The sequence below is a fragment of the Halorientalis sp. genome (assembly GCF_028275115.1).
GTDB lineage: Archaea > Halobacteriota > Halobacteria > Halobacteriales > Haloarculaceae > Halorientalis.
In genome coordinates, this window is record NZ_JAQCNH010000095.1 from 13,157 (window position 1) to 30,761 (window position 17,605).

The window sequence follows — 17,605 nt, forward strand, 5'->3', positions numbered from 1 at the left end:
GCGTCACAGAGGCGACTGATAAACCGTAAGCCGCTATAGAAAACAGTCTCAGTCAGGTTGACGTCTCTGTCGCCCATATCCCGTTCTCACGATCTGTCTCTTCCGCGGGTCGCTGCCGGCGCGACCGGTGTCGGCGAGGCACGGGCCCTCTCGATTACACATCCACCGCCGTTCCAGCCCGTCTGTAGCGTCGGGGGCGATACTCTCTCGCGGTGCTGGTCGTCGATGTCGTGTGCTCGGCTATCGCTCTTAGACCGACAGATGGCTGCGACGAGTCCCGAACCTGCGGTCAGGTGCTCGCGAGTTTCGTCTCCAGGTCTGCACCCACGAACAGGTCGGTCGTCCGCTGGGTCGCGTCCGTCGTCTCCGCTGCGTTTTCGAGTAACACGGTCTCGCTCGGGAACAACCGCGCGCCCAGTTCCAGTCCGTAGTCGTGCGCGGTCGACCCGGTGACCGTCAGGTACACGCCGAGTCCAGTGTCCGCGATGGCCGCCTCTTCGACGACTTCATCCTGTGGATACGTGAACTCAATGCCCTCGATAGCGTCGGTCCCGAGGACGGCCTCGACCAGACGCTCGTACCGCGGCGAGATGCACATCTCTCCCTCGTAAGCAGCGACGAACGAACGGTCGAGGTCCGCATCGAACCGCCGGCGCGTCTCCGGTGTCGCGAGCAGTGTGTGCCAGACGGTGTCACCGAGCCCGGAGACGACGCGTACGTCGGTATCGCGGGGGTCGATCCGGTCGTTGACCTCGTCCAGACCTCTCAGAGGAGCAGAGTCCAGTCCCACCACCTCCTCGAGCACCAGGTCGGCACTGTCGAACCCGAGCGCAAACTCGTGGGTTCGAAGCGCGCGGAACGGTTCCTCGCGGCCGACGAGCTGGAGGTCGTAGCCGTCGAGTTCGAGCGTGAGACTGTCGAAGACGATCCGCCGGGGCATACCGGCACGGTCGTCCCGCAGGAGCGTGTATTCCGGTGCCGTCCGGTCGCCGGTATCCGAGTAGGTCGCCAGTCGGTCGTACACGTCGCGCTCTGTGGTCTGGTTGTTCTTGGTGAGCGCTTTCTCGTACTGGAGCGTCGAGATGACGTCGTCGGCGAGGGCGGTCGAGCCGGTCCGGGCTGCGAGCCGTTCCAGAACGGCCTCCAGCGGCCGTCCCTTGCGCGGAACGGCGACGCGGGCAGTAGTCATTGTCGGAGGGGTTGCGAGCCGAGAGTAAAACCTGTCCGGTTTCTAATCGCTGTCGGCCGCGCCCAGCACGTTGCTGAGCTGTTCGCGCCACTCCTGGAGGTCCTGGATATTGGCTTCGATGTCGTCGACGCGGTCGTCGACCTCGTCGATGTCGTCGAGGTCGTCCTCGAGAGTGTCGATGGACCCCTGGATTGCGTCGATGTCGTCGTCGACGTCCTTGACGTCGCCCTTGAGCGACTGCAGGTCGCTCTGGATCCCCTCGACGCTGTCTTCGAGCGAGGACACCTGCTCGGCGTTGTCGTCGATATCGTCTTCCAAGCCGCCGAGCTGGTTTTCGAGGGTCGACACGTCGTCCTGCAGTCCCTCGATGAGGTCCTGTCCGGTGCCGTTCTCTTCGAGGAACTCTTCGAGGGCGTCGACGTACGCGTCGAGTTCGCTGACGTCGGTCTGGAGCTTCTCGATGCGAGCCTCGACGGCCCCATCGGTCCCACCGCTGCGCTGGACCTCGAGTTCGGAACGGAGCACTTCGAGGTCGTCGTCGTCGACCTCGTCGTCCTCGATCTCCGTCGCCAGCGCCGACGCGACGCTCTCGATGTCGAGCGAACCGCTCTCCGGTTCGGCCGCGGCCGGTCCCTCCGCTTCCTGCTCGGTCTCCGCCTCGGGTTCGTCCGCCTCCTGTTCGACCGCCGCTCCGTCGTCTTCGGCCGCCTGTTCTGCCTCTCCGGCTTCCTCGTCCCCGTCTTCCCCGTCGTCGACGAGGTCAACCGTGTCCGGGTCGGCCTGGACCTGTTCGGCGTTGGGGTCGGTCAGGTCAAGCGTCCCGATGTCCTCGTCTTCCGGCTCGTCTTCGAGGCCCGGAACGGAGTCCGCGTTGCCCGAGATGACGTCGCGAACCACGTCGCTGCCACTCCCACCGACGACGCCGTCTTCACCCTCCAGCGGCGGGTCGACTTCGGCGATTTCGGGTTCGGTGAGAAACTGTTCGACGTTGTCCGTCCCCGTCGCCCGAATCCCGTAGACAGTCGTGTACTGCTCTTCGGCCTCGACATCGCGCTCGAAGGTTATTTCGTCGTCTTCGATGGTCCAGTACTCGCTTCCGTACTCCGGATGGAACCCCAGATCCTCCACAGCGACGTTCTCCGGCACATCGTCGACGAGCCTGACCGTCACCGATTCGGTCCTGTCCGAGTTAATCCGAAACGCAATCGCGGGGACAGGAAACGCATCGGCCTCGAACGTCTTGATTACGGTGACCCCGTTCGAGGTGACGGTCACCTCCTCATAATTTTGCGATTCGCTCATGCATACAGTTCGAGTTACCAATGGTATTAAAGCTACGTACCGTTTCTCCGGGCGTGGTAGCCACTCACAATCGCTCTCCGGTCCGGTTCCGGGGCTTGCAGTAACGAGGGATTACAGAGTCACACGGTCGCCCATCTCGACTATCTCGAGGCGCTGTGGGTAGGCATGGGTCCGGACGTGGTCGTGCAGCGCGGTCGGGTCCGCGGTCAGCCCCTTCCACATGTCCCAGTGTGTCGGGAGGAGCCGGTCCAGTTCGAGCTGGCGGGCGGCCTCGACGATTTCGTTCTCGTCGTTGTACCACTTGGTGTACTTTTGCTCGCGGGTCTGTTTGTCCAAAATCTGGCCGTCCGAGCCGAACGCGAGCACACCGAGGTCGATGTCGTAGGCTTCGCCGACCGCCACGAACGACTCGCCAGGGCGGGCGTCGCCGCCGTGAAAGAAGGTTCCAGCGTCGTGTTCGAAGACGTACGACACGGGGTGGGTCGCATCCGGGTCGTTCGCCGCCTCGACGTGTATCCGGAGGCTACCGATCTCGAATGTGCCCCCTTCGGCTGCCTCCCGAAACTGCCCGTCGTCAACGTCCCAGTCGTCGGTCCAACCCGCCGACTCGGCAACGCCCAGCGAGTCGTCCGGGCCGATGTAGTCGGCGCCGGTCTCCGCGAGAACGGGCGCCTGGCTCGGGCCGTGGACGTGGTCGGAGTGTTCGTGCGTCGCGAGGACGGCATCGGCCGCACGCACGTCGGTCGGGTCGAAGGGGATTGGAATCATCCGGACCGTCCGCGGTGGGTCCCCTGTCCCGAGGTACGGATCGACAAAAAGCGTCGTCCCGTCGTCGGCCTTCAGGACGAACCCGTTGCAGCCGAGATACCAGATCGCCACCCCGTCGGGGTCGGCGTCGGCGACGGTCGCAGGCAGCCAGTCGCCCCAGTCGCTGTGAACCATGCCTGTGGGTCCGCCGGGCCGCCCAAAGAGGATTTCGACACACGCGGCGCTCGGAGCCCCGACGTCGGCGAGAAAACGGACAGTCCAGTCGGCTCAGTCTTCGCAACAGCCGCCAGCCTTCTGGCCGAAGTCGATCCGCAGGGGCTCGGAGATCGTCTCGTTGATTTCCTGGAGGTGGAGTTCGAGTTCGTTCTGTGCCTGCAGGAACTCGGCCATCACGGGGATGTCGTGGAGCGCTTCCTGCTTGGCCTGTAGCTCACGGAGGTCCTCCTGGGTCGCGTCGCCAGTCTGGCGCGCGAGCATGAACTCCTCCCGGAACTGCTCGAACTCCTGTATCTTCTCCTGCGCTTCCTCGTCGTCCTCGACGGCTTCCTTGGCCTCCTCGAAGCGCTGGTAGGCCGGCAGGTCACCGATGGCCTCGCCGAGGTCGCGACTGAGCTGGTCGACTGTGGACGTATCGGACTCGCCGGATTCCGTTTCGATACTCATCGATTACCTATACGTTCCTCATCGGCTTCAACCTGCCGAACCGACCCGCTATCTCTTCTCACGCGCCGAGGCTGCCCCACCCCTCGCTCCGACGGAGTCGCAAAATTAAATATCAGTACTGATATTTTAAGAGCTACTGATTTACCGGGAGGACGGCAAAGCTAAGCAGGAGAAGACACTCGATGACTGATGCAATATCTATGCGCCCCGCAGTCTTATTTTTATTACTGGGTACTGCGTTATCGTCCGTCGCGACCGCGGGTGCGGTCGCGGTACCCGCAGGCGAAGCTGCGAACGTGACGGTCGACGACGGACCGACGGTCACGACGAACGTCGAACGGCTCGCGGGCACCGACGTGCTCCGGTACGAGCTTTCGCTCACCGAACTGTCGGCGTACGAGCGTGTCAAGCTCGTCGTCGGCCGGGACGCGACGGTCGTCACAGCTGACGGCATGACGGCTACCGAGCGCGACGGACGGACCTGGCTGCAGACGACCGGCGAGAGAGAGGAGGCGACCGTCCGGGTCCGAACCACGGTTACGGCGACCGACGACCCGACCGATGGCGGCGAGTTCTTCGCGGCCGAGACGTGGCTCCTCGGTCGGGTGCCGCTGGTCGACCTCCGGTGGGCGAAGACGGGTGAGCGGGTCGACCGTCGTCGTCTCCTCGGCGACGTGCAGGGCGACCCGACGCGGGTCACGACGGGTATGCGGTACGCGCTTGTCGGTGACCAGCGCAGCGTCACCGTCGCCGCCGCCGGCGGACGGGTCCGCATCGTCAGGCCGCTCGGAACGCAACTCGGCCCCAAAGAGGACGCGCTCGCCGAGGCTCTCAGTGACGCCGCCCAGCGGCTAGACGTCGGCGACCGCGACGACGACGTTCTGTTGTTCGCGCTGGGAGAACCGGCCCGCCGCGGCGGCGAGTCGTTCCCGATACACGACGAGGCGTGGATACACGCCGATTCGCGGCTCGACGACCCCAACAGCGTCTGGCTCCACGAGTACGTTCACACCAGACAGGCGTTCGTTCTCGCCGACGACATGCGGTGGTTCCGCGAGGCGAGCGCCGAGTACTACGCCGCGCGGTTGGCCTCCGAACAGGGACGGACCAGTGAAGCGGCGATGCGGGCCCATCTCGGTGGGGACCCCAAGCAGGCGGCCCTGACCAGTCCGGCGTCCTGGGACGACCCGCACGTTCCGTACACGAAGGGGGCGCGTGTGCTCGCGCTCGTCGACCGGAAGATCGAACTCTCGACGGACGGCGAGCGGTCCCTGGAGGACGTGTTTCGGCGGCTGAACGCTCACGACGGGCCGGTTTCCTACGAGGATTTCACTGACGCCGTCACCGCCGTCGCGGGCCACCGGATGGACGGCTGGCTCGACCGGTACGTCGACGGGACTGCGCCGGTCGCGGGATTCTATCCCGGTGACCCCGGGCAGGGGGGACTGCTCGGTTCGCTGTGGGCACTGCTGGCCGATGCGGGGCCAGGCGCGGTGTTCCTCGGGCTCTCGGTGTTGCTGAGCGGCTTCGGTTCGGTCCCGCTGTACCGGTACCTCGACCGTCTCGCCGACCGCGAGGACTCCGACGACCGACCGGGCCGGCCGGTCTGAGAGCGCCGTCGGTGGTCCGGAAAGCGTCGGCGTTTTACGCGCCCGGCAGCTACACAGGCCCAATGAGTCAGGATTCTTCGGAGGGCTACTCGGAAGGAGACCTCCGAGGGACGGGCATGTCTCTCAAACACGACCGCGAGTGGGACTACGAACTCGACCGTATCACCGAGGCCGTCGCCGAGCGCGACGCCGAGACAGTCGGGTTGCAGTTCCCGGAGGGACTGAAACGGCGGGCCAGTGCCGTCACCGACGACCTCCGGGCGGAACTCTCGGAGGACGTGACCGTTATGACCTCGGGCCAGCCCTGTTACGGAGCCTGCGACCTGGACACCTACATGATGCGACGGACAGACGTGTTCGTCCACTTCGGGCACAGTCCGATGAAGGAGTCGGAGAAGATCATCTACGTGCCGCTGTTCTCGAACGTCGAGGTCACGCCGATCATGGACGAGTCGCTCTCGGAACTGGCCGAACCCGACGACGACCCGGACGTCGGGCTGGTGACGACGGCTCAGCACATGAACCAGTTCGAGGGGATGCGCGAGTGGCTCGAGGACCGCGGTTACGAAGTCCACACGCGTCGTGGTGACGACCGGCTGACCAACGAGGGGCAGGTACTCGGCTGTAACTACGCCAGTGCGGACGTGGATGCGGACCAGATCCTCTACGTCGGCGGCGGGAAGTTCCATCCACTCGGCCTCGCGATGGAACACCCCGACAAACACGTCGTCATCGCCGATCCAGTCAACAACGCCGTCACCGTGGCCGACCCCGAAACGTTCCTGAAACAGCGGTACGCCGCCGTCCACAAAGCCATGGACGCCGAACAGTGGGGTGTGATCTTCTGTACGAAGATCGGCCAGGGCCGCTGGGACCAGGCTCAGGAAATCGTCGCGGAAAACGACAACGCCTATCTCATCACGATGGACGAGGTGACCCCCGACCGGTTGCTCAACTTCGGGTTCGACGCCTACGTCAACACGGGCTGTCCGCGCATCACGACGGACGACGGTCCGCAGTTCAAACGGCCGATGCTCACCCCCGGCGAGTACGAGATCGCCATCGGCGAGAAACCGCTTGACGAACTCTCCTTCGACACCTTCCACGGCACCTGGTAGAAGCCGGGCACGGGCGCTCGCCGGCGGGTCACACGGGAACGGAGGAATCTGTATACGATCACCCGAGAGCGGTACCTCGATGATTGGTCCGGCAGGTGATGCCGGCACGTTTCTGTCAGCGGAACTCCTCGAGCGTGTCTCCGACGGCGTCGCCACGCCAGATGCGGACCGCCAGTTCACCTCCGTCAACAGTGCAGCCTGCTGGATTCTCGACGCTTGCGCTCGACTCCAGCCACCCGGCCTCGCCACCGGTCCGTAAGGTCGTGCTACCGGCGCGTCTCTCGCATCTACTGTCTTTCATTCAGTGTTCAGTAACCGACTGTGGGGGCTAACGCTGATACCCTACCGGTTGGATGTCACGGGACTGTCATCGGTTCCCGCCCACGAGGCCGAACCGCCGGGTCACGCCGCGAACGCAGCCTGGAGGTCATCGCCGACGGCCTCCATCACCTCGGCGGCCGGCGGAATCGTCTCTACCATTCCGAGGAAGCCGTGAATGAGGTCTTCGGAGTAGTGCTCGACTAGCACGCCGGCATCAGCCAGGCGTCCAGCGTAGGTGACGCCCTCGCGGAGCGGGTCGAAACCGGCGGTCAGTACCGTCGCAGGGGGCGTCTCCGAGCGGTCACGCGCCAGCAACGGCGCGAAGTACTCGTTGCGGCGGTCGATGTCGTCGTCGACGTAACAGTCGACGAACAACTCCATCGCCTGCGTTTCGAGGAAGTATCCGTCGGCGTTTTTCTCGCGGGAGTCGAAGGCGTGGACGGCCGGTGACGACACGGCAGGGTACGCGAGCGACCGGTGGGCCAGGCCGGGGCCGCCGTGGTCGTCGGTCATCAGTGTCGTCGCCGCGAGGTTTCTACCGGCGGAGCCGCCGCCGATAGCGATGGGGACGGTGTCCAGACACGATTCGTCACCGTCCGCTGCGACCCAGTTGGTCGCGGTGTAAGCGTCTTCGAGCGCGGCCGGGAACGTCGACTCGGGTGCGCGGCGGTAGTCGACTGAGAGGACCGCACACTCGCCGGCCTGCGAGAGGTGACGGCACCGGTTGTCGTGCGTCTCCAGGTCATCGAGTGCTCAGCCGCCACCGTGGAGAGAGACCAGCACGGGATGGACCGTCTCCCAGCGGCTCAGAACGCCCCGTCGAGGTCGGCAGCGATGCGCTCGACGGCATCTTCGGCGGCGTCGACCACGCCGATCATGGTGGCGAAGCCGTGGATCATGTCCTCGTAGTGCTCGTGAGTCACCTCGACGCCGTCGGCTTCAAGACGGTCGGCGTAAGCCGCCCCCTCGTCGCGTAACGGATCGAACTCCGCGGTGAGAATCGTCGCGGGCGGAACGTCCGAGAGGTCCGCCGCCAGCAGCGGCGCGAAGTACTCGTTCCGGAGGTGAATCTCGTCCTGGACGTACTGGTCCACGAACCACTCCATACTCTCGGTTTCGAGGAAGTACCCCTCGGCGTTTTCCTCGTACGAATCGAACTCTTCGTCGACGACCGGTGAACTCACTGCGGGGTAGATCAACACCTGATGGGCGAGGTCCGGACCGTCCTGGTCCTGAACCGCGAGCGTGGTCGCAGCCGAGAGGTTTGCGCCTGCCGAGTCACCCCCGACGGCGATTCGGTCGGTGTCCGCGTCGATGTGCTCGCCGTGTTCGGCGACCCACGAGACGGCGGCACGGGCGTCCTCGACGGCCGCCGGGAATGGGTCTTCTGGGGCGAGGCGGTAGTCGACCGAGAGTACCGCACAGTCGGCTGCGTTGGTGATGGACCGGCACAGCGCGTCGTGTGTCTCCAGGCTACCGAGAACGAACCCACCGCCGTGAAAGTACACCAGCACCGGATGCGGCCCGTCGCCGTCGGGCTGATAGAGCCGGACCGGAAGCGCCCCGTCGGGCCCCTGAATCTCGAAGTTCTCGACAGTGGCCACATCCTCCCCGTCGCCACGCATTGCGGCCATCGCTTCAAGTTGGTCACGAGCCGCTTCGACCGACACCGCGTACGTCGGCGGCACCGGCTGGTCGTCGATCATCTGTAACACGGCCTGCACCTGTGGGTTGGGTTGGTCTGCCATACCGTGACTCACGGACCGCGCCAGTGTTAATTTTATCCCACTCTGAGCTAACGCCGTTAATTACCGCCCGACACTCGGTACGCCATCGTTTCTCACCCGAGGCGAGCGAGGATTACCCCGACGTATACGAAAACATTTTTCAATGAATATGACGTATCATGTGGTAGCGATGTGTACAGGCGTTCCTCGGGCCACCCGTCGGGGTGAGCGTTCCGCATGAGTAGCAAAAGCGGGCTCGCACAGCGGTTGGCGATTGTGGCTGGGTTCGAGAACCCGTCGGCGTCGCTGGAGCAGTACCGGACCCCGCCAGAGTTGGCAGCGCATCTGGTCCACACGGCCGATCTGCAGGGCGACGTGGAGGACCGAACCGTCGTCGACCTCGGCTGTGGCACGGGAATGCTGGCACTGGGGGCCGCGCTCCGCGGCCCGACGCGGGTCGTCGGAGTCGACGTGGACCCCGCACCGCTCGCGACCGCGACCGAAAACAAACGAAAGGTGGCCTCCGCGTCGGCTGTCGAGTGGCTCCGTGCGGACGCGACCCGTGCTCCGCTCTGTCCCGACGGGCCGACGACGGTCGTGATGAACCCCCCGTTCGGCGCACAGACGGGCAACGAACACGCCGATAGAGCGTTTCTCGAGACGGCCGCCGACATCGCGGACGTCTCCTACTCGATTCACAACGAGGACAGCGACGAGTTCGTCGAGGCCTTCACCGCGGACAACGGCGGCGAGGTCACGCACGCCTTCCGAGCGTCGTTCGACCTGCCCAACCAGTTCGACCACCACACCGACACGTCCCGCACCATCGACGCGGAAGTGTTCCGGACCGAGTGGCGCTAGCTCCGGCCCGCAATCCGGACCCGGGTGTCGTTCGTGAACGCGAACAGACCCCCATCTGTGGTTCGGTTGAACGCCAGTCCACCGGCGCTGACGTTGGTGCCGACGTTCGGCACCTGTGCCCGACCGAGCGTCTCGTTGCCGGTGACGACGACGAGGTCGAAGCGTCGGTCGGCAGGTTCGATAACGACTCGACGACCGGCGACCCGTGGCCGCGCCGTCGACGGTTCCGACGTGAACGCCACTCGCCGCGTCTTTTCGTGACGGAGGGAGACCGTGTAGACGGAGTCGTTGCCGACTGGGTTCCACGACGTCCGGTTCGCCACGACCCGTTCGTACCGGCCCGGACTACCCAGAACCATCGTCGCCGACGTTCTGGCCGCTAGCTCTCGTTTTCCGACTGCGGTGTAGAATATCTCCCTGGACTCGCTCGTGACGATGACGCCACTCGTGTTTATACGCCCGCCGTCGCCGAACGGGCCGACAGTGAACGCCGAGGTGTACTCGTCGGTGACCCCCTCGGCGTAGGTGACTTCGTAGCCATCGACGCTGACGTCGCCGTCGACGCCCCCATCGAGAACGAACAGGCCGGTCCAGACGGCCGTCAGCGAGAGCGACACGATGACCGCGCCGAGGACGATAGCCGCCAGTTCTCTGGCTCGGAGGTCGACCGTCAGCCCGCGGCCGGAGAGCGGCAGACCGAGCGTCGAGAGAAGCGTTCGCTCGTCGTACGCGCCGACGACGGTGACGACGAGCACGGCGAGCAGGAAGATCAGGGCGACGCCGGCGGCCCTGTAGAGGACGAACCGGCCGCCCGATAGCGGCGTGTAGAGTTGCCAGAGCCCCTGTACGACGGCAAAAATCAGCGTCGCGAGCCACAGACGTGCCGGGCCGGGCAACCGCTCGCGGCGCACGGCGAGATACCCGCCCAACGCGATTCCGAGGAAAAACCCGTAGAGATGGCCTTGGATGGCGATGTTGGCCCAGCCCGGTGAGATGAACACCTCGCTGGCACGTGAGACCGTGAACGGGTTCTGAACCGCCTGGAGTACGAGGTTCGCGACACGCGCCCCAAGGAACGCGAGAATCGAGGTGAGCGGATACGAAACGAGTGCGAAGCCGGCGATAGCGAACACGACACCGGAGAACCCGACGGTCGGACCGAACGCGAACACGCCAGACAACAGTCCGACGCCGGCAGCGGCACCCGGAACCGCGAGAATCCTGACGAACGGGTTGTCCCGGAGCCGGCTGAACGACTGGCTCCCCCGAGACTGCGGGAAGTGGCTCCAGGCGTACTCGGCGACCGGCAGGAACGTCACCGTCCCGACCAGATTCGACGTGACGTGGTTGAGCCCGGAGTGGGCGAACGGCGACGTGACGACACCGAGCGGGTAGAAGTACGACCAGCTAATGAACGGAAGCACGAGCGGACGCCTCGGGTGCCGGTACCCGTCCTGGACGAGCAGGTAGAACGCGGCCACACCGGCGACTGTCAGCAGCGTCCCCCAGGGGACCCCGAGGACGAAACGTCGTCGCAGAGCGTGGCCCCAGCGCCCGCGCGAACGCTCGACCCGGAGCGTGAGTCCCAGCGACAGCAAGACGGGCACCAGCACCACGCCGACCCAGAGCCACGACGGAATCGACTGCAACAACCCGACCTGCAAAACACCGGCCGACATACCGGAACCCTCGGCCGCGGTTCGTTTCAACCTACCGGACCCGTCAGAACCGCGGCAGGTTCGTCAGCTCGCCCTCGGTGACGTTTTGTTCCTCGAACGCCTCGCGCGCGATGGAACGCTTGTGGACCTCGTCGGCCCCGTCGATGATGCGGAACGCTCGAACCGATTCGTAAAAGTCCGCCAGTGGGAGGTGACGGGAGATGCCTGCACCGCCACAGGCCTGCAGTGCGAGGTCGATAGTCTCTTGAACGACGTTCGCGGTGTAGTATTTACTCATGGCGACTTCGATGCGGGCCTGCTGGCCGTTTGCGATTTTTTCGGCGGCGTGGCGCACCATCGTCCGGGCGGCGTGGAGCTGTGTCTCCTGCTCGGCGATGGCGAACCGCTGGGCCTGCTTCTCGCTCAACTGCTCGCCGAAGGCCGACCGCTCCTGCATGTACTCCTTGGCGATACCGAGTGCGCGCTCGGCCATGCCGGAAAAGCGCATGCAGTGGGTCAGCCGGGCCGGTCCGAGCCGTTCTTGAGAGATGGCAAAGCCCTGATTCTCCGGGCCGAGAAGGTTCTCTTCGGGAACTCTGACGTCGGTGTAGCTGATCTCGGCGTGGCTCTCCGGCATCAGCGTCTGGCCCAGATGCGGCGTCGGCTCGACGACTTCGACCCCCTCGGTGTCCATCGGCACCAGGATGATCGACGTGCCTTCGTACGGGTGTGCGTCCGTGTCTGTGCGAGCCATCACGAGTAGCAGGTCGGCTTCGTCACCCTGTGTCGTCCACCATTTGTGGCCGTTGATGACCCACTCGTCGCCGTCTTTCTCGGCCGTGGTCTGCATCATCTTTGGGTCCGAGCCGGCACCCTGCATGGGCTCGGTCATCGAGAAACCCGAGCGAATCTCACCTGCGACGAGGGGTTTCAGCCACTCTTCCTGCTGGGCCTCTGTCCCGAACATCTCCAGGGTGTGCATGTTCCCCTCGTCGGGCGCGTCGACACGCATCGCCGCCTGCCCGAGCAGGCTCTTCCCCGCTTCCTCGAACAGGGGCAACACGTCACGGAAGTCGTACCCGCCGCCACCGAACTCCTCGTCGATCTGTGGACAGTAGATTCCCGTTTCCTGTGCGACCGCCCGCAGGTCCTCGATCTCCTCGTGGGGCACCGGCCCATCACCGAGGTACTCGCGCTCGACCGGAATGACCTCGTTCTGAACGAAGTCGTGTGCCTTCTCCCGGAGCGCAGTCGCCGTATCGGAATCGTCGTACTCGACTACCATACCCTCCCTTACGGACACAACATTGTAAAACATCCCCTACTCCCGACAGCGAGACAGACGAGCGACCTCCCGGTAGTTTCCGCGTCGGAGCGGCGGCCCGGCGGAGCAACCCCCACTTATTCATACGTGGCCTGCCACCTGGCTAACAATGTTAGAGTTTACCAGTGTCGCGTCCGGGGTGACAGTTCCATGACCGACGACGGCGATTCGTACTTCGACCGGATCGTTGACGAAGAGAAACTGGCGAGCTATCTGGAAGCAAAGCTGGGCCCGGTCGAGAGCTACAACGTGGCTCATCACCAGGAGGGGCACTCCAACGAGACGCTCTTCGTCACCTGGGGCGACCAGGAGTTGGTCATCCGGCGGCCGCCGCCGGGTGAGACCGCGGACAAGGCCCACGACGTGCTTCGCGAGTTCGAGGTGATCGACGCGTTACAGGACACCGACGTTCGGGTACCGACGACTGTCGCGGCCACCGACGATCACGACGTTATCGGCTCTGACTTCTACGTGATGGAGCGCGAGGCCGGCACCGTCCTCCGCGCCGAAGAGCCCGAACGGTTCCAAAATCCCGACGCGCGCCGGGCCGTCGGCGCGGAACTGGTCGACCGTCTCGCGGAGATTCACGCGGTGGACTACGAAGCCGTCGGTCTGCGCGAGTTCGGCTACCCCGATGGGTTCACACAGCGACAGGTGAAGCGCTGGAGCGAACAGTTCGAGTGGGCCTTCCAGGTCACGACCGACGAGCGGGAGGTCCCGGTCGTCCACGACGTGATGGAGTGGCTGAAAGCGAACGCCCCGGAGGACCACCCGGAGACGCTCGTGCACGGCGACTACAAGCTCGATAACGTAATGTACGCGCCCGCGGACGAACCCGCGGTCGCGAGCATCTTCGACTGGGAGATGTCCACCCTCGGTGACCCGCTCACCGACCTCGGCTGGATGCTGTCGTACTGGTGGGATCAAAAGGACCCAGCGCCACCGGAGTCGACCGATACCCTGTCGACGACGTTCATGGCTAGTCCCGACTACATGACCCGGCAGGAACTGGTCGCTCGCTATGAGGGTGCGACAGGCTTCGAGTTCGAACACGAGCGGTTCTACCGGGCACTGGCGGTGTACAAACTCGCCGCACTGGGCGAGATGTTCTTCCGCCGGTTCCTCGAAGGCAACAGCGACGACCCGATGTACCCGAAGATGCGCGACGGCGTTCCCGCGCTAGCCGACCGCGCCCGGCGGATCATCGACGGCGACGAACCGCTGTGACCGCTCAATCCGGCCGTTCGATCCGGAACCGGTCGTCAGTGCTCGCGTAGTAGTTGCCCGCCAGCCGACCGACCGCATCGACTTTCTTCACGTCGACTTTCCCGTCTGTCGTCACGTTATCGTCGACGTGGACCAACACGATCTCGCCGAGGATCATCGTCCCGACGCCCACGTCGACCACGTCGTACAGTTCACACTCGAAGGCGACATCGGCCGCGGCCACCCGTGGGGGGTCGACCTTTTCGCTCGCCGCGCGTTCGAGTCCCGTGTGGTCGAACTCGCTCTCGTCGGGCGGGAGCATCGCGCTGGTTTCGCTCATCGACTCGGCAAGCGGTCGGGTGACGACGTTGTGGACGAACTCGCCGGTGTCGACGACGTTGCGAGCGGAGTCTTTCAGTTCGTCGGGACTCTTGTCCGCGGGCGAGAACATCACCACCGGCGGGTCGGCGCTGACGACGTTGAAGTAGCTGTACGGAGCCAGGTTGTCGACGCCGTCTTCGCCCGTTGTAGAGATCCAGCCGATGGGCCGAGGAACGACTGCGCCCGTCATCGTACGATACAGCGACCGGTCGTGTGTCTCGGGATCGATCTGCATGGTGGGTGGGTGAAACGTGAGGGAGGAGGAGCCGACCCCCTCTAAACCTGCCTGTTCAGAACAGTCCGACGCCGACGGCGTATGGCCAGTCGGCACTGCCCAGCGTCAGGAAGACGAGTGCGCCGCCAAGCAGCCCCACATTTTTTAGAAAGCTCGTCAGTTCGTCCTGTTGGTCCTCCTCGGCGACCGCCCAGAAGTCGTGCATCGTTGGCGTCGCCACGAGCAGGAACAGCGCGAGCGCGCCCGCGCCAAGGACTGGGTACACTCCGAGAGCGACCGCGAGACCACCGAACAGTAACATCCCACCGGTGAACGGGACCGCAATCTCGGGGAGCGGGATGCCCTTGAACTCGGCGTAGGGAACCATCTGGTCGACGTTCAGGAAGTGGTTCAGCCCGGTGAACGCCAGGATCGCACCGAACAGAACGCGGCCGAGCAGGAGCGCGACTCCGGCTCCGGCGGTGTCGAACACCATCAGACGACCACCACCGTGACCGCAACCGGTTCCGCAGCGACATCCAGTTTCACTTTGTTATCCAGTTTCATTACAGTACCTGATTACAATCCGAACCTATATATTCGTTCCCGGACATTACTGTTAGTAGGTGACATCGATGACAGCGGAAGACAATCCCGAGGCCTGTCCGATCGTCCGTTCGATCGAGCAGATCGGGTCACAGTGGCGGCTCGTCGTCCTGCACGACCTCCGTGAGGGGGAACAACGGTTCAACGAACTCAAGCGGTCGACCGGCGCGAGTTCCCGAACACTCTCCCGGGTCCTGGACGACCTGCAGGAGATGGGCTTCGTCTCCCGACGACTCGAGGAGGACGCCCCCGTTGCGACCTACTACGCGCTGACGGACAAAGGCGATTCGCTGTGCCCCGTCTTCGACGAGATCGAGACCTGGGCCGACGAGTGGCTCGCCCCGGAGGCCGACACCGAAACCGAACCTGCAACGGCGGATTGAGATGTCCGAAGACAGCAGTGACCGCGATATCGAGATGGTCGTGGCTTACGTCCGATCGAAGCGTCTCGACGACGTCAAACAGGCTCTCGCGGAAGTCGGCGCCCCATCACTGACCGTCTCGAACGTTCGCGGGCGTGGAAGCCAGCCCACAAAGACCGGGCAGTGGCGCGGCGAGGAGTACACCGTCGACCTCCACGAGAAAGTAAAAATCGAGTGCGTCGTCGCGGACGTGCCGGGGTCGGCGGTCGCCGAAGCGATCTGTGACGCGGCTTACACCGGTGACGCGGGCGACGGGAAAGTGTTCGTCCTCGATGTCGCCGAGGCCTACCAGGTCCGGACCGGCAAACGCGGCCCGGACGCGGTCTGAACCGCGTTACTCGTAGCTCTCCGGGTACGCCTCGACCAGCAGGTCCGGCCGGTCGGTCAGCCGCTCACGGATCGGCGCGATGGCCTCGTCGATGTAGCCGGCCGCGGCGTTCTTGAGGTCCTGCGGGTGGAGGTCACCCTCGACGTACGCCGCCTCGAGGTCGTCGTAGCTCTCGAAGGTCAGGGTGCCACCGTACTCCTCGGGGCGCTCGACGACGAAGTCCTCGCCGCGCTGTTCGAGAATCGGGTAGACGAGAAAGCGCACGTACTCCAGTACGCCGTTGTCCTCGACTTCGCCCTGTGGGCAGTACGCCCCGTCGATCTTCTCTTCGACCTGCCCGGGGTCGTCGGTGAGGTTGATTTTCGAGCCGGCCTCGGACGCGCTCATCTTCCCGCCCGAGAGCCCCGACAGCAGCGGCGCGAACAGACAGACCGGAGAGTCGCCGCCGTGGTCGGGGAGGACCTCGCGGCCGAGCATGTAGATTCCCCGCTGGTCGATTCCGCCGTAGGCGATGTCGGCGTCGAGGGCTTTCACGTCGAGGCTCTGCATCAGCGGGTAGATGAGTCCACCGAGCGCGGGACTGTCGGACTGGCGGACGACCTCGCTGGCGGCGCGCTGGGTGCGCGAAAGGGTGGTCTCGGCAGCCATCCGATACATTTCCAGGGTGTACTCCTCGTCGAGCTGGAACTCCCGGCCCCGGACGAAGTCGACGGAGTTGGGGTCGCCGCCGGCCGAGTCGAGCATCGCGCGGATCGACGCCTCGTAGTACTCGCTGCGGGCGTCGAGCAGGTCCCAGGGACTCTTCTCGCTGTCGAGGTGGGCGTGCAGGTCAGCGATTAACACCGTGACGTCGACGCCGGCCTGCTGGAAGTCCGCGAGTTTGCGAATCGTCGTAAAGTGGCCGATGTGCATCTCGCCGGTAGGGGCGTAGCCGATATAGGCGGTCGGCTCCCCGTCGAGTAGTGCTTCGAGTTCGTCCTCGGTGACGACCTCCTCGGTGTAACGCGAGAGGAGGTCGAGACGGTCGGCCGTATTCATACTTTCGACTCCCGGTGCCGGCGCTTAAAACTTTGTCAGTTGCGTCGGTGGCAGTCGGAGTTCGAATGGGATAGACACAAGCCAGTTCGGTCCAAACTGAGAACTATGTACACGGGGAAGCGGAACAAACCCTGTTGTCTGTGCGGGAACCCCGACACCGAGTCGCGACTGGACCTGCCGCCCCGCGCGGTCCAGCAACTCGACAACAGCGGGCCCATCGCGTGGCAGGACATCGTCGGTGAGGTGTCGATCTACTTCTGTGAGTCAGACTGGGAGACTGTCGTCGACCTCGTCCTCGACACGGGGATGAGTCCCCTCGGGCGGTGTAACGCCGCCCGGGCGGACCTCGACCTCCGTGAGGACTTCGAGGCACTGCTCAACGACGTGCGTGACGAACCCGACCAGACCCCCAAGGAGCGGGAGATGCGCGAGGAGAGCCGCCGCGTGATCGAGGAGTACGAAGACGACGATCACGTCGAAGTCCGTGACCTGGTGGAGGCCCGCGTCATCACCTGGGCGCTGGAAGACCTGGAGACCGACGACGCGGTAGCGGCCGACGACTGACCAGCGTCCCCGCTGCGCCGCGATGGCCATATCTCCGCCCGGACGCGACGTCTGATTGCTCCGCGTTTTACTCTCCGGTTGGCCAGGACGCTGGGTCCGTTGCCAGGACACTTCCTGAGCGCACTCTCCGTCGCCGTCGTCAGCGAACCTGGTTATCAGTGCAAAATCGCCCGTCAGTGTGTGCACTCCCGGCTGTAACCCGGTGTCGAGTGCTCGATAAGGGGGCCGCGTCAGTGGACGACGCTACCTGCTATCATCCGCGTTCGGGACGGCCCGTCGGCACACTGTCTCAGCAGTCCCTCTCA

The 17,605-nt window shown here is 64.7% G+C and carries 19 protein-coding genes; 8 read left to right on the plus strand and 11 right to left on the minus strand.

Going from position 1 to position 17,605, the window contains the following annotated elements; all coding sequences use genetic code 11:
- Positions 1-289 precede the first annotated feature (289 nt).
- The 4 genes from Q0964_RS13235 to Q0964_RS13250 all read right to left on the minus strand — a co-directional run bounded on the left by Q0964_RS13235 (position 290) and on the right by Q0964_RS13250 (position 3,922).
- Positions 290-1,189 carry a phosphoribosyltransferase HisG-related protein gene (locus Q0964_RS13235; protein ID WP_299268408.1) on the minus strand — a complete coding sequence of 300 codons (900 nt, stop codon included), beginning with the start codon at positions 1,187-1,189 and terminating at the stop codon, positions 290-292.
- A 42-nt stretch (positions 1,190-1,231) separates the two neighbouring features.
- Positions 1,232-2,491: a hypothetical protein gene (locus tag Q0964_RS13240; protein ID WP_299268410.1), complete on the minus strand. Its 1,260-nt coding sequence runs from the start codon at positions 2,489-2,491 to the stop codon at positions 1,232-1,234.
- A gap of 111 nt (positions 2,492-2,602) precedes the next feature.
- Positions 2,603-3,433 carry an MBL fold metallo-hydrolase gene (locus Q0964_RS13245; protein ID WP_299268412.1) on the minus strand — a complete coding sequence of 277 codons (831 nt, stop codon included), beginning with the start codon at positions 3,431-3,433 and terminating at the stop codon, positions 2,603-2,605.
- A gap of 93 nt (positions 3,434-3,526) precedes the next feature.
- Positions 3,527-3,922, minus strand: a complete 396-nt coding sequence (locus Q0964_RS13250) for a YlbF/YmcA family competence regulator (RefSeq protein ID WP_299268414.1) — start codon at positions 3,920-3,922, stop codon at positions 3,527-3,529.
- Positions 3,923-4,218: 296 nt separating this feature from the next.
- On the opposite strand from Q0964_RS13250, the gene Q0964_RS13255 reads away from it, so the two are divergent.
- The 3 genes from Q0964_RS13255 to Q0964_RS13265 all read left to right on the plus strand — a co-directional run bounded on the left by Q0964_RS13255 (position 4,219) and on the right by Q0964_RS13265 (position 6,909).
- Positions 4,219-5,532, plus strand: coding sequence for a hypothetical protein (locus Q0964_RS13255; protein ID WP_299268417.1), 1,314 nt, complete (start codon positions 4,219-4,221; stop codon positions 5,530-5,532).
- A 62-nt stretch (positions 5,533-5,594) separates the two neighbouring features.
- Positions 5,595-6,650: a diphthamide biosynthesis enzyme Dph2 gene (dph2, locus tag Q0964_RS13260; protein WP_299268420.1), complete on the plus strand. Its 1,056-nt coding sequence runs from the start codon at positions 5,595-5,597 to the stop codon at positions 6,648-6,650.
- Positions 6,651-6,729: 79 nt separating this feature from the next.
- Positions 6,730-6,909 carry a hypothetical protein gene (locus tag Q0964_RS13265; protein WP_299268423.1) on the plus strand — a complete coding sequence of 60 codons (180 nt, stop codon included), beginning with the start codon at positions 6,730-6,732 and terminating at the stop codon, positions 6,907-6,909.
- 143 nt (positions 6,910-7,052) lie between these two features.
- On the opposite strand, the gene Q0964_RS13270 is transcribed toward Q0964_RS13265, so the two are convergent.
- Together Q0964_RS13270 and Q0964_RS13275 are read right to left on the minus strand one after the other, a co-directional pair.
- Entirely contained in the window at positions 7,053-7,712 is a 660-nt protein-coding gene (locus Q0964_RS13270) for an alpha/beta hydrolase (RefSeq protein WP_299268455.1), read from the minus strand.
- A 65-nt stretch (positions 7,713-7,777) separates the two neighbouring features.
- A complete protein-coding gene (locus Q0964_RS13275) occupies positions 7,778-8,719 on the minus strand; it encodes an alpha/beta hydrolase (protein ID WP_299268426.1) in 942 nt (313 codons plus the stop codon).
- A 216-nt stretch (positions 8,720-8,935) separates the two neighbouring features.
- Here Q0964_RS13275 and Q0964_RS13280 point away from each other — a divergent pair, with 216 nt between their 5' ends.
- The gene (locus tag Q0964_RS13280; RefSeq protein WP_299268429.1) at positions 8,936-9,559 is read left to right on the plus strand and encodes an METTL5 family protein; all 624 of its coding nucleotides are present in this window, start codon (positions 8,936-8,938) and stop codon (positions 9,557-9,559) included.
- On the opposite strand, the gene Q0964_RS13285 is transcribed toward Q0964_RS13280, so the two are convergent.
- Positions 9,556-11,238, minus strand: a complete 1,683-nt coding sequence (locus tag Q0964_RS13285) for a rhomboid family intramembrane serine protease (RefSeq protein WP_299268432.1) — start codon at positions 11,236-11,238, stop codon at positions 9,556-9,558. The genes Q0964_RS13280 and Q0964_RS13285 overlap by 4 nt on opposite strands.
- A 43-nt stretch (positions 11,239-11,281) precedes the next feature.
- Positions 11,282-12,502 carry an acyl-CoA dehydrogenase family protein gene (locus tag Q0964_RS13290; protein ID WP_299268435.1) on the minus strand — a complete coding sequence of 407 codons (1,221 nt, stop codon included), beginning with the start codon at positions 12,500-12,502 and terminating at the stop codon, positions 11,282-11,284.
- Positions 12,503-12,691: 189 nt separating this feature from the next.
- On the opposite strand from Q0964_RS13290, the gene Q0964_RS13295 reads away from it, so the two are divergent.
- Positions 12,692-13,768, plus strand: coding sequence for a phosphotransferase family protein (locus Q0964_RS13295; RefSeq protein ID WP_299268438.1), 1,077 nt, complete (start codon positions 12,692-12,694; stop codon positions 13,766-13,768).
- A gap of 4 nt (positions 13,769-13,772) precedes the next feature.
- Here the strand turns inward: Q0964_RS13295 and Q0964_RS13300 are convergent, their stop codons facing one another.
- Positions 13,773-14,363, minus strand: a complete 591-nt coding sequence (locus tag Q0964_RS13300; protein WP_299268441.1) for a flavin reductase family protein — start codon at positions 14,361-14,363, stop codon at positions 13,773-13,775.
- A 55-nt stretch (positions 14,364-14,418) separates the two neighbouring features.
- Positions 14,419-14,838, minus strand: a complete 420-nt coding sequence (locus Q0964_RS13305; RefSeq protein ID WP_299268444.1) for a DoxX family protein — start codon at positions 14,836-14,838, stop codon at positions 14,419-14,421.
- Positions 14,839-14,977: 139 nt separating this feature from the next.
- On the opposite strand from Q0964_RS13305, the gene Q0964_RS13310 reads away from it, so the two are divergent.
- Both Q0964_RS13310 and Q0964_RS13315 read left to right on the plus strand, forming a co-directional pair.
- Entirely contained in the window at positions 14,978-15,331 is a 354-nt protein-coding gene (locus Q0964_RS13310; RefSeq protein ID WP_299268458.1) for a winged helix-turn-helix transcriptional regulator, read from the plus strand.
- A gap of 1 nt (position 15,332) precedes the next feature.
- Entirely contained in the window at positions 15,333-15,698 is a 366-nt protein-coding gene (locus Q0964_RS13315) for a P-II family nitrogen regulator (RefSeq protein WP_299268446.1), read from the plus strand.
- 6 nt (positions 15,699-15,704) lie between these two features.
- On the opposite strand, the gene Q0964_RS13320 is transcribed toward Q0964_RS13315, so the two are convergent.
- Positions 15,705-16,736: a tyrosine--tRNA ligase gene (locus Q0964_RS13320; protein ID WP_299268449.1), complete on the minus strand. Its 1,032-nt coding sequence runs from the start codon at positions 16,734-16,736 to the stop codon at positions 15,705-15,707.
- 105 nt (positions 16,737-16,841) lie between these two features.
- Here Q0964_RS13320 and Q0964_RS13325 point away from each other — a divergent pair, with 105 nt between their 5' ends.
- On the plus strand, positions 16,842-17,300 hold the full coding sequence (locus tag Q0964_RS13325) for a DUF7960 family protein (protein ID WP_299268452.1): 459 nt from the start codon (positions 16,842-16,844) through the stop codon (positions 17,298-17,300).
- Positions 17,301-17,605: the final 305 nt, after the last annotated feature.